This window comes from Paraplanobispora takensis (genome assembly GCF_016863195.1).
Taxonomy (GTDB): Bacteria; Actinomycetota; Actinomycetes; order Streptosporangiales; family Streptosporangiaceae; genus Planobispora; species Planobispora takensis.
Map to the genome: position 1 here is coordinate 1 of NZ_BOOK01000094.1, position 13,152 is coordinate 13,152.

Annotated in this window: 5 protein-coding genes and 1 pseudogene; 5 read left to right on the forward strand and 1 reads right to left on the reverse strand. The window is 63.4% G+C overall.

The window, feature by feature from the left end; translation table 11 throughout:
* Positions 1-59: 59 nt before the first annotated feature.
* Positions 60-1,090 (reverse strand): annotated as a pseudogene (locus Pta02_RS40035) (IS5 family transposase).
* Positions 1,091-1,373: 283 nt separating this feature from the next.
* On the opposite strand from Pta02_RS40035, the gene Pta02_RS40040 reads away from it, so the two are divergent.
* From Pta02_RS40040 to Pta02_RS40060, 5 genes are all read left to right on the forward strand, one after another.
* Complete coding sequence (locus Pta02_RS40040; protein WP_203880276.1) at positions 1,374-1,721, forward strand: hypothetical protein; 348 nt, start codon at positions 1,374-1,376, stop codon at positions 1,719-1,721.
* A 26-nt stretch (positions 1,722-1,747) separates the two neighbouring features.
* Complete coding sequence (locus Pta02_RS40045) at positions 1,748-1,912, forward strand: hypothetical protein (protein WP_203880277.1); 165 nt, start codon at positions 1,748-1,750, stop codon at positions 1,910-1,912.
* 569 nt (positions 1,913-2,481) lie between these two features.
* Complete coding sequence (locus tag Pta02_RS40050; RefSeq protein ID WP_203880278.1) at positions 2,482-10,491, forward strand: polymorphic toxin-type HINT domain-containing protein; 8,010 nt, start codon at positions 2,482-2,484, stop codon at positions 10,489-10,491.
* Positions 10,479-11,024: an Imm15 family immunity protein gene (locus tag Pta02_RS40055; RefSeq protein WP_203880279.1), complete on the forward strand. Its 546-nt coding sequence runs from the start codon at positions 10,479-10,481 to the stop codon at positions 11,022-11,024. The genes Pta02_RS40050 and Pta02_RS40055 overlap by 13 nt, the downstream gene beginning before the upstream one ends.
* A 1,260-nt stretch (positions 11,025-12,284) precedes the next feature.
* Positions 12,285-12,968: a DUF6193 family natural product biosynthesis protein gene (locus Pta02_RS40060; protein WP_203880280.1), complete on the forward strand. Its 684-nt coding sequence runs from the start codon at positions 12,285-12,287 to the stop codon at positions 12,966-12,968.
* Positions 12,969-13,152 lie beyond the last annotated feature (184 nt).

A 13,152-nucleotide genomic window follows, 5' to 3' on the forward strand; every position in this document is an offset into this window, starting at 1 on the left:
ACAGGTCCGCAGAAGTCCGCTGCGGTTGTCACGCAACTAGGAGCTGTTCGAGGTTCGGATCATGCGGTTGAGGTGAGGAGCTTCAGCCACATGACCGAACCTCGGAGATACAGCCCGGCCTCGTAGCTTTCCGGGGCCTTGTCGTAGCGGGTCGCCAGACCGCGCCAAGTCTTGATCTTCTGGAAGCAGCGTTCGACGGTGTTGCGCTCCTTGTAGAGATCGCTGGCGTAGCCGACGGGCCGGCCGCCCCGGCTGCCCTTCTTCCTGCGGTTGGCCGCCTGGTCCTTCTTCTCCGGGATGACCGCCTTGATGTGGCGTTTCCGCAGATAGGTGCGGTTGGCGCGGGAGGAGTACGCCTTGTCTGCGGCGACCGCGCCCGGCCGGGTGCGGGGCCGGCCGACCGGACCGGGAACGCGGATCTTGTCGATGACGGTGATGAACCGCGGGCAGTCCGCGGCCTGGCCGGGCGTGAGCACGAAGGCCAGCGGCAACCCTCGGGCCTCGACCGCGGCATGAACCTTGCTGCTCAGCCCGCCCCGGGAGCGGCCGAGCCCGGCAGCCGTGGCCCGGGCCCTGCGGCGGCGGCGCGTGGCGGCGCGATCGTGCTCCGCCGACGCGTCCGGACCGCCCTTGCCGTTCGCGCCGAGTGCGACCGGCGGCGCATCACCCGCAGCACCGGTGGCTGCTGCGCCAGCGCAGCCCCCTTTTCCTCGGTCAGCGCCTGCTCCAGCGCATCCAGGGTCTCCCCGGCGATCGCCAGCCCGGCCGACTCCTGATGGGCCCGCACGATCGTGGAGTCCACGCTGACCAGCTCCAGCCCGACCTGCCCGCGCGCGGCAGCCTCGGCGATCAACACCTCCATCAGGGCCTGGAACACCCCAGCCTTGGCCCAGGCGTTGAACCGGGAGTAGAGCGTGGACCAGGACCCGTAGCGTTCGGGGACATCCCGCCAGCCGGACCCGGTACGGAACCGCCACAAGATCCCGTTGAACTGATCCCGTGCCCGCCGCGGCAGCGGCCCGGTGGCCGCCACCGGCAGACACGGCTCGATCAACGCCCACTCGGCATCCGTCACATCAAAGCGCGCCACGTCCAAGTTCTACCAGCCGCGGCCAGCCCGCCACTGGGTCACACCTAGATCCGAACCCCAGACAGCTCCTAGTCACGCAAGAGAGATGCCACACCACGTCCGTCCTTCCGCAATGAAGCTGACAGTGACCTCGGGGCGAGGGCCCTCAGAACATTGCACCCGACGGCGGTGATCGGGCCTGATTGCGGTACCAGGGGCTTGCGCACCATGGCCATGCCGATCCGGTGTTGTACCCCGCCCTCGTGGCTGGACCTCGTCGTGGGATCCGGGGGATGGTGCCTCCATGGCGCCGTCCATCGTGGCCGGGACCACGGCCGAGCGTCGCGAGAGCATGCCGGACGGCGAGGTCGATGATCGGTGGCGGTGCGAGCGCGGCATCCTGTGGCGCATCGCCGACGCTTGCAACCTCTGCGGTCGCTATCGGGACCGCCACGGCGGGGCATGCGTCGTCGGCCGGCGCGACGGCCGCCCCAGCCGGCGACTGGTCACGCAGGAGACCGGCCGGGGCGGCTCGGACGCCAACACCCTGGCGTCCCTGGAGGCGATCGCCCACCTCGTGCACGGTGTGCCCGACGACATCGCCCATGCTGCGGCCCACACCCTCGACGGCTGGGTATGCCAGGCCCGGTAGGTCCGCGACATCGGCGAAGAAGACAGGTGGGAGCCGCTGTGCGCGCCCCGCAGCCAGCTGCCGCCGACGCGCCATACTGCCACACCTTCAGCGTGCGCCTGGTGCGCGCCTACGGCCGGGTGCGGTGCGAGAACCGCGAATGCGTCGACTCCGAAGGCAAGCGGCCGGTCGGTGGGATCGACAAGACCTGATCACCGAACACGCCATGCTGGTGTGCGCGGACGGCCGCACCATATACTGCGAGGAGACATTGTGACTGCCTCTTGTGCAGGGACCGTCAACGCAAGGGACGCCGGTAACAGACTGGAACGAAATACCGCAGATGCACAGGGACCCGCCGGGCAGCCGGCCGGACGTGATCTCCAGGATCTGGAAGCCGTCTACGCCGGGTGATCGAATGGGAGACCGGCTTTACCTTATCGCCAGCGCACCGCACAGGGACGGCTACGGAAGGTTTTAGCGGTTGTGTCCTTTTCCTCACTATATGTAGCTGTGCATCAGGAAATCGACCCTTCCTAATACATTCTGAGTACATGCCTTATTTGTTGCTTATGTAGATCTTGTGGTGTGGTCCGTCCGCATGTACCTTCTGATCGTTTGCTGTGTTGATCACTCCGAACCGCTGCTCCTGACTTGGCCAAGGCGGGTTAGCGGGGTGGGGTAACGCGACAGCGCTGGTTGTTGCGTTGGGTGGCTCGGAGGGTGACGGCGTATGCGCCGGACTTTGTCATGGCCGCGTTTGGCGACTCGCAACACCTGGGTGAACGCCGCATTGGTGGTGGTACTGGCGCCGGGGTTGCTGACATTGCACGCCACTCCGGTTACTGCGGTGGTGCGGCCGATCACCCAGGTGTCAGCGCCACCGGATACCCCGGATCAACTGTCGGGTTCGGCCGCAGGCCTGCCCTCGCTGGTGTCGGAGAAGGTCACGACCAGCACGGTAGATGTGCCCGATTCCAAGGCCAAGGCTTCTTCACCCAAGGGGGCGGTGCCAGAAGAGGAGCGCAGCCTGGCTGCTGCCGCTTATTGCTCGGCCTATCCGGCCTACAACGAGACCCAGCGTTACCCGGCGGGCAGCATCGTCGTCTCCAACGGTGGATCCATCGCGCCGAAGCTGTGGCAGGCCCAGGTCGATGTGATGCCGTACATCCGTCCGGGCCAGGACTCCCGCTGGGCGGACCGGGGATGGTGCGACACAGGCTCTCCGCCGGACCCGGGCGGTCAGGCGCCCTCGGTGTGGCAGGTGCATCCCACCGATCAGCTGCTGGTGGATTCCCGTACCCCGCTGCTGATGGCCGGGGGCCACAGCAATGATGACTTCTATCCGGTCGAGTTCACCTTCAAAGTCTGTGACAACGAGAACATGACCGGCAGCGGCTGTTTGTCTTCCCCGGCGATCGAGGCGGATGGCGGGCCCGAAGACGGACAGGCCACTTGGCGCATTCCCGCCGCCAGCAAGCTGGCCTGGAGCAAGCAGTACTGGTGGACGGTGGAGATCGAAGATCTGCACAGCAATCAGACCGCCACCACGGATGTGGGTACCTTCACTACCGGGGTGCGTCAGCCCGTGATCGCCTCCCAGCTGGCCACGCGCGGGGTCAACGGCCAAGACTTCCACCAGTTCGCCGGCAACTACACCACCACCGTCACCGATGCAGTGGTGGTCAGTGCCGGGCCGCCATTGTCGATCGTGCGCTCCTACAACAGCCTGGATTTCCGTACCGATGGCTTGTTCGGTGCGGGCTGGTCGACCCGTTTCGATATGAAGATCCAGCCCGAGACCGGCAGTGGCGTGGCCACGGCGCTGGTGACCTACCCCGACGGGCGCCGGCTGCGGTTCGCCGCCAACGGCGATGGCAGCTACCAGCCGCCGCCGGGCATGTACGCCACCTTGGCCGAGGTCTCCGGCGGCGGGTGGAAGCTGATGGACAAATCCTCCACCGTGTATCTGTTCGACGCCCAGGGCCGGCTGACGAAAATCACCGATGCGGACAATCGGACGCTGGAGCTGGAGCACGGCACCGATGGCAAGCTGAGCAAGGTCACCGCGCCGGGCGGCCGGTTTCTGAGCTTCACCTGGAACGGCGCGCACGTAGCTTCGGTGTCCACCCCGCCGGTCGACGGCCAGACCCTGACGTGGACCTACACCTACCAGGGTGATCAGCTGGCCAAGGTGTGCGCGCCCACGGCCACGCCTGCCTGCACCAGCATCGACTATGCTCCAGGTTCGCTATATCGCAGCAGCGTGCTCGACTCCGACCCGCTGGGATATTGGCGGCTGAACGAGGCCACCGGCACTGATGCGGCCGACTCCGGGCGAGGTGCGGGCAAGGCCACCTATGGCGATGCCACGCTAAAGCAGCCGGGCGCGCTGGCCGGCACCAGTGACACCGCGGCCGCCTTCAACGGCCAGGCCAGCCTGGAGCTGCCCCGTGACAGCTGGAACAAGCTGCGCAGCGCTGTCTCCTTCGAGACTTGGTTCAAAACCAGCAAGCCCGGCATCGTACTGCAGCTGAGCAGCTTCGCTGATGAATTTACATTCAGCGACGAGGGCCTGGTGTACATCGGCACCGACGGCAAGCTGCGCGGCCAGCTGCGCAAGGTACAAGGCAGCACTCCGATCGCGCCGATCACCTCGACCGCGGCGGTCAACGACGGTGCCTGGCACCATGTGGTGCTCACCCTGACCGCGACCGAGCAGCGTATGTATCTCGACGGTCAAAAAGTCGGCGTGCTGACCGGCACCCCCACCGACAAGCAGGTGGACTACTCCATCATCGCGGCCGGAGAGCTCTACGACAGCTGGCCGGCAGTGCCGGCCTCGCGCGCGCTGCCCTACACCGGCCACATCGATGAGGTGGCGCTGTATGACAAGCCGCTGACCGAGCAAGAGATCCAGGCCCACCACGCGGCCCAGGCCGCCGGGCCGGGCAAGCTCACCAAGATCACACTGCCGTCGGAGCGCATCTGGGTCACCAACACCTATGATGCGGCAACCGACCGGCTCAAGACCCACACCGACCAGCACGGTGGCACCTGGAAGCCGGGCGCGCTGACCTACGACGCCACCACCGGCCTATCCACGATCACGGTCACCGACCCCAAGAACAACACCCTGCGCTACACCCATGACGCCTGGCGCGGCTACCGGCTGGTCAGCAAGACCGACCAATTGGACAAGACCACCACCTACCGCTACGACACCGGCGGCTTCCTGTCCAGAATCACCGACCCCAACAACGTCACCACCAAACGGGTCAACGACGCTCGCGGCAACACCACGGCGGTCACCACCTGCCGGGCGGCCAATAACTGCCAGACCCGCTACCAGAGCTACTACCGCAACAGCGCCGATGAATTCGACCCGCGTAACGACAAGGTGACCGCCAGCCGGGACGCCCGCTCGACCAGCGCCACCGATGCCACCTACGCCACCACCTACGACTACACCTCGCACGGGCAAATGACCAAGGTGACCACCCCGGCCACCACCGACTTCCCCAACGGCCGTACGGCCAGCTCGACCTACACCGACGGCAGCGAAGCGGCCATTGGCGGCGGCACCACCCCGGCCGGCCTGCTGAAGTCGCAAAAGAACGCCCGCGGTGATGAGACCAGCTACCGCTACACCGCCGCTGGTGACCTGGCCGAGCAGACCACCCCGACCGGCTTGAAGATCACATTCGCGTATGACGCGCTGGGCCGGATGATCTCCCGCACCGAGATCTCCGAAGCTCACCCCGATGGAGTCACCTCTACCTTCAGCTATGACCGACTCGGCTGGCTGCTGACCCAGACCAGCCCAGGAGTGAAGAACGAAATCACCGGCGTTACCCATACCGCTCAGACCGCTTACACCTATGACGCCGACGGCAACATCCTCACCGAAGCCCTCACTGACCTGACCGGCGGAGACCCGGCCCGCACGACCACCTACACCTACGACGCCAACGGCCGCACCGAATCAGTGACCGACCCAGAAGGCGGAGTGGCTCGCTCGACTTGGGACGTCACCGGCGCCCAGATCTCGGCGACCGATCCGTTGCGCACGGTTCGTACCTTTGCCTACACCAAGCGCGGAGAGCTATTCACCACCACGCTCAAGAACTGGACCGGCAGTCCGGTCGCTCCGCAACCCGCCAAAGACGTGGTGTTGGAGTCCAACAGCTACGACCCGGGCGGTCGGCTGGCCACTCGAGCCGACGCGATGGGCCGTAAGACCACCTACACCTACTTCACCGACAACCTGCTGTCGCAGGTGATTGCTGACGACGTCCGGCTGAACGGCTCTACCACTCCGGCCGACGTGGTGTTGGTGGACAACACCTATGATGCGGCCGGCCAGCTGACCAAGCAGGTAGCCGGTGGCGGCAAGGCCACCACCGACTACGTCTACGATGCCGCCGGCCGAGTGAGCTCCACCATGCTCGATCCGGCCACCCTCAAGCGCAAGACCGCCTACAGCTATGACGCGGCTGGCAACCTCACCACAAAGGCCTTCACCGGCGCAGGCAGTAGCCGGGTTGAATCCATCGACTATGCCTATAACACGTCGGGCCAGGTCACCCGGCAGACCATAGAAAACGGCGATAACGACCTGGTCTCCAGTTGGACCTATGACGAGCGCGGCCTGCTGGTCAAGCAGACCGACCCGCGCGGCCACACCGCCGGCGCCAACGCGGCAGACTTCACCACCACTTTGCGTTATGACGCCCTGGGCCAGTTGGTGGAGCAGATCTCACCACAGGTGAAGATCGAAAAGAACGACTCAGCTACCGATGGCCGGCCCACGCTGCGCTACGGCTATAACACCACCGGGCTGCAGACCCATGTAGTGGATGCCGAGGGGCGTACGGTCACCTCGACCTTTGACAAGTCTGGCCGCCTTACCTCGGTCATCGCCCCCGCCTATACTCCGCCGAGCGGCAACGCTCTCACCCCCAAGATCAGCTACGCCTATGACGCGGCGGATCGCATCACCACGATCACCGACCCGCGCGGGTATGCGACCTCCATCGAATACGATGCTCTAAACAATCCGGTGCGGGTAACCGAGCCCGGCCCTTCCGGCCCCGGCGGAATCGGGATAGTCGAGTACGACCTTCTCGGCGAGCAGCTAGCAGCGGTCGATCCAACCGGTGCCCGTGTCGAGGCCACCTACGACGATCTCGGCCGTCCAATCACCCAGACCGCGATCGAGCGCAAGCCCACCACGGCCGCGCTGACCACCAGGCTCACCTATGACCATGCCGACAACCTGACCAAGACCGTCGCGCCCGGCAGCAAGACCACCAACTACACGGTCAACGCCGCCGGCCAGATCACCGAGATCACCGACTCCAACACCAACACCTCCACCTTCGGCTACGACGCGCTGGGGCGCTTGGCCAAGGTCACCGACGCCCTGGGCAACGCCACCGAGGCCAGCTACGACCCGGCCGGACGGCAGACCGGCGCCAAGGATCTCGACAGCTCCGGGGCCACGGTACGCAGCTTCAGCTTCGGCTACGACGCGGCCGATAACCCGACCAGCCGCACCTCCGGCGAAGGTCACATCACCCGGCGGGAGTACGACGCGCTGAGCCGACCGGTCAAGCTGATCGAACCGGTTTCGGCTGATAAGTCGATCACCACCACGTTCGGCTATGACGCCACCGGCGCGCGTACCCGCCTGACCGACGGCCGCGGGCATGCCACCTGGACCAGCTACAACAGCCTGGGCCTGGTCGAATCGCTCATTGAACCGGCCACCACCGCCCACCCGAATGCCGCCGACCGCACCTGGACCCAGATCTACGACGCCGCCGGCAACAACACCGCCACGCTGCAGCCGGGTGGCGTGCGCATCGAGCGCACCTTCGACCACCTGAACCGAATGGTCGCCGAGCGCGGCAGCGGCGCCGCGGTCGAGACCCCCGAGCGCACCTATGCCTATGACGCGGCCAGCCGGCCCAGCGCGATCGGCGACTACGGCCTGGAATACAACGACCGTGGCCTGCTGACCAAGCTGACCAAATCCGGCAACCAGGTGGCCGCCTACAGCTACGACCCCCTGGGCAACGTCACCCAGCGCGTCGATCCAACCGGAACCGCCGCCTTCACCTGGGACAACACCAACCGTCTCAAGACCGCCAGCGACCCGGTCACCGGCCGCACCTGGACCTACGGCTACGACAAGGCCGACCGGCTCACCAGCCTCACCTCGGCCAACCCGGTTAACACCCAGACCTTCGCCTACGACGCCGTTGACCGGCTCACCTCCCAGACGCTCAAGAGCAGCAGCGGCGGTGAACTGGCGAAGATCACGTATGGGTGGGACAAGGACGACAACCTCACCGCCAAAATCACCTCGGGCACCGCCGGCGCCGGCAACAACACCTACTCCTACGACCACGCCGGTCGGCTGACCTCCTGGACCGGACCGGACGGCAAGACGGTCGACTACGCCTGGGACGATGCAGGCAACCGGATCAAGGCCGGTGATCAAAGCTTCGTCTATGACGAGCGCAACCGGCTGCTCTCCGGCGGCGGAGTCGACTACACCTACAGCCCCCGTGGCACGATCGCCACCGAGACCAAGGATGGTGTCACCAAGAACCTGGTCTTCGACGCCTTCGACCGGCTGATCACCGATGGGGAGACCCGCTACGGCTATGACGCCCTAGGCCGAGTCGCCTCCCGTATCAAGGGCACCCAGCAGCAGCGGTTTGTCTACTCCGGCCTCAGCAACGACATCAGCGTCATCACCGACAGCGCCGGGGCGATCCAGGCCAAGTACGGCCGCGACGCCTTCGGTGGCCTGCTGAGTCTAACCGAAGGCGGCAGCCCGGCCCTGGCCGTGCTCAATGACCTGCACGGCGATGTGGTGGGCACCTTCTCCGGCACCACGCTGGTCGACTCGGCCGCCTACGATCCGTTCGGTCAGGTCACCCACACCACGGGCACCAAGCGCTCGATGGGCTATCAGGGCGAGTACACCGACCCGGACACCGGCAAGGTCAACATGCACGCCCGCTGGTACCAGCCCGGCACGGGCGGCTTTGCCTCCCGTGACGATTGGACGCTCAACCCGAGTCCGTCCATTCAGGCCAACCGCTATACCTATGCCAACGGTAGCCCGCTCACCAACACTGACCCGACAGGTCATCTTGTTCCCGGCGGGGGGCAATGCGGTACCTATGTACCGTGTCGTGCGCCCTCTCTCCCAAAGCCGCAGAGTCCGTCTCTCGGATCGAAAATATTGTCCGGTGTTAAATTCTTAGCAAAGCGATCGCCATGGGGGTTGGTGGGGAGCCTAAACAAGCCAGTTAATATGGAACCGTATCGGAGAGAGCTTGACAGGATTGCCAGAGAGCGCGCCGCTAATAATAACTCTCGGCCTGGAAATAGCCCGCGAGGATCACAAGGGCGCGCTCCAGATCTGCGATACGAAAATCCGAGATATAGGCAACCTTCGGAAACCGTCCCTAACGGTAATGGGAAAGGGAATGGGGACGGGAACGGGAGCAGTGGGGGATGTAGCAGAAACTGCAATCCATGCGCAGTTAAGGGAGGCTGTGGGAACCCCAGGCCCCCGAAGGGGAAAGAGAATGAAGTAGTTATCACCCTTACGCGAACGACTGTTCGAATTAAGCCTTCCGGGCCTACGCAGGAGGAGAAAGACAAGGCGTGCCAAACCGGGCCATGTCTGGGGGACTACACCGGTCATCCGGCCGACGATGTTGTCAACACCATTGGTGATGGTGAGGGAAATGGGGCCGGCTGCGGAGAAGGAAGCTATCGGCCTTGCGGTGAGGAGTCATGTAACGGATCTGTCGGTTTCTCGTACTCCTCCTCCGTAGGAGGATGCGTCCCCGGCGGTTCAGGACATTCTCCCGGAGAATGCAACGGAGTTCTCGGCTTCGTCTATTCAGTTTCCGCAGGTGGGTGTGTCCCGAACCCAGGCAACTCTCCTGAGTCTGGCGGCGAAAGCGATCCGTATCCAGACGCGCCCCCAGCCCCCCCGGTGTCATGCGACCCCGGCAACAGCTTCGCCGCCGGCACCAAAGTGCTCATGGCAGACGGAAGCACCAAGCCGATCGAAGACGTCGTGGTCGGCGACTACGTCCTGGCCGCCGACCCCGAAACAGGACAGACCGCAGCCAAGCGCGTGACCCGCCTGATCGTCGGCAATGGCGCCAAGGGACTGGTGAAGGTCTCGGTCGGTGGCAGCGACACCGATGCCGTCATCGCCACTGACAACCACCCCTTCTGGGTACCTTCGCTGAACAGCTGGCTGACGGCGGGAGAGCTCCAGTCCGGCATGTGGCTGAAGACCTCGGCTGGTACCTACGTCCAGATCACCGCTGTTGAGAAGCGGACCGCCACCCAGCGCGTCTACAACCTGTCGATCGCTGACCTTCACACCTACCATGTGGTAGCAGGCGACCAAGCCATCCTTGTCCACAACGATGGACCGGGTAGGGATGCCCTAGGAGATTCCAATTTCCCTGATCCGGAAGAAGTGGAAAAGAATCGCAAGGCATGGGGCGAGTATTGGCAAGATTGGCTGGCAAGGGCCGCGCAGAAAGAAGTCCTTCGCGGTAGGGGGCCGTCCGAAGTTCATAGAATTGATGCGCCGGAGGAGTCGATTCCTGGAAGTAAGTGGCATGCTCAAAAGAAGGGTAGGGGTTCGCCAGCGTTGAACCAGGATGGGACCTTCCATGATGGAGATCCTAAGTACAGCGAAAAGACTCACGAATGGCTGCGGCAGTATGGATGGAACTGCTAGTGACCATAGATCTTGATCCTCGTTTCAAGACAGAACTTGTTCGCCTAATTCGCGATGAAGGGTTGGATCAATTCGGCGAACTCATGGAGGCGGATCCGTTCGAGGAAGTGCCGCTGTACTCGCGATATGCTCAGTTGGAGTTCTTGGATACTCTGTGTGTGTCAGAGAAGAATCGTGTGCTGATTCGTGCTGCAGTAGCTCACATGGTGAAGGTGGTTGAATATTCGCGCGACTACTATGAGGATCGTTCATGTGACTATTTATGCATGGTTTCCGTAGTCGGGTGGGAGGATTCTGATGGCCGATCAGAATTGCTTATCCCTAACCTGTGGATCGGGAATATGAGGGACGATCGGCTTCGTTCTATGCGGCTACATCCTGCTCAAAGTAGGCGAAGCGAATTTGTCGCCGATGCCCTCGATGGAGATGCTGGCTTGACGTTAAGTGAGGGCTTGTCGCATTTTCTTGGAGAGTCGTATGTGGACAGGGTGTATGTGCGCTTGAAGTCTATGAGTGTACCTTGGGATCAATGACTAAATTGAATTGAGATTCTCTCTCAATCGAATTTTTGCGGAGTTCGGAGTCTTTGACGGCTAAGTTGACGGCTACAGCGCTCGTGATCGTTTCCTGACGGCTACGGTTAGAGGTCGTTAAAGGCGGCCCGCTCCGCGGCCCGCCGCGCGTCGGGCGGTCGCCGGCCGCGCTGCGGCTCTCCGGCCGGTCGCGACCGGCGCCGCCCACGCGCACATTGCCGACCAGGCGCCGCAGCCGAGGAAGCACCCTGCCAACGGCAGCGGTAACAGGACCATGAAGGCGACGGGCCAGGCCACGCCGGAGAAGCTGACAACCCAGGGGCTCCGCCCCTGTACCCCGGCCCTCCTCGGAGATGGGGGATTGGCTGGCGTGGAAGGGTGGTCACCCCCTCGTCGGTCACCACAAGGGACGCCAGATCAGCCGCCCGGGATCAAGCCGTCGTGTGCGGGCAGGGCAACCAGTCGAGGCGGAAGGTCACCGGGAACATGTACACGCGAACGACGGCTTGACCCCGGGCGTCCGGCCCGGCATGGCGGAGCCTGCCCGACGAGGAGATGACCACCCAGGCCGAGGACTGCGCGTGGAAGACGGAAACCCGGCATCGCGAGAGCACCGGAAGCCCGATATAACAGCGCCAGCGGAATGACGACCACATGCGCGCTGACGGCTACGGTGACGGCAACGGGCACGGACAACGCTGGACGCGGAACGACGAATATGGAGGTGATCGCGCAGGCTGAACTGCGTTAACGCAGGCTGCGGGGCCGCACTGCCACACTTACCATGTTCTCGCAGGCAACCAGGCCGTTCTCGTTCACAACGACGATCCTGGCGACGTTGCACTGGGGTACCGTTATCATGGCACGGAGAAATTTGCCAACGACAGGGGTGTAAAGCATTTTCTGAATTATGGACCTGATGAGTGGCAAGCTCCTGTGCAGAAGGCCATAGCAAACGGCAGCATCTCGCTGCATGTGAACATGAAGGGATTTAGCGGAAGCTTCACCGAAATGGCTAAGAGGGGACTAAGTAGAGAGATGCTGCCCCATGCCACCGAAGAAGAGATGGGTTGGATCGCAAGAGCTGTCGCTAATGGGCGTAGGTCCTGGGACTCGATCCACTTCTACGGTGATAATGGAGATAAAGTCACCGTTCCCGAGCCGGACTGGGCCTCCTTCCCCAGGCTTAGGGATCTCCCCTGCTGAAGTCCTAGGCGGTACGCATCTACTAAAGTCCAGCACGCAGAGCCAGAGGAAGTAATGCCGGAATCCGAGGCACATGCAAAAGTTAACCAAGATCTCTATCCAGAGCTGGCAGCGATAGGCGGCTTGCCAGGAGCCATCAGGGCTGCCCTGTCGAAGAGGATGCCCTTCGACGTTCCTGTTCATCCTGGAGACGGGCGCTTCACCACCGCAAAGATACATTCGGATCGCGGAATCATCTCAGTGCTGCTAGGCGCAGAAAAAAGACTCTTCTACATTTCCGTATCGACAGAGACGCATTCGTGGACGTCGGGCAGTACCACAAGTCTTGAATCGGCGATGGAGATGATCTCCGCATGGCTGAACGGCGCATCCCTAAGCGATCTAGCCACACGATTCCCCTTCATGTCATACGACCCGCTTGCCGAGGCATACGAGAAAGGAGATCCCGTCGAAACGCAATGGGATCTGCTTCTCAATGAAGACATTTATGCCTCGCTGAGACCTTTGCTCTGGGCCGTCCGCGCGAACCAGTCCCTTCGGAGGCGCTTTCCGTATATAAGCCATGGAAGACTACGTCTCGCGCGTGACCCCCTTGTAAGATCGCTGGATGAAGTCTGGGTCACGCCATTGTCAAGCGGCGCGTATCGCATCGAGACCCCGCGAGATCCCTCATCGGCCGCTGAATATGGAACAATCAGCGACGCTGTGAATGCCATGGACGATTGTATTCGATGGTAGGCGAGTGCTCCGGGTGCGCCGCAAGGGTGGGAAGCGTGATGCGCTCCGGCCCCAGCCTCCAGCGGATGAGAAGCCGAACGGCGGCCTGCTGCCCATTGTGTACGGCTCCCATGCTGTTGCTTCCGCTCGCTGTCCCATGACTGGCACGTTGACCTTCGGGGAGGATCGGACCGGATTTTGGTGC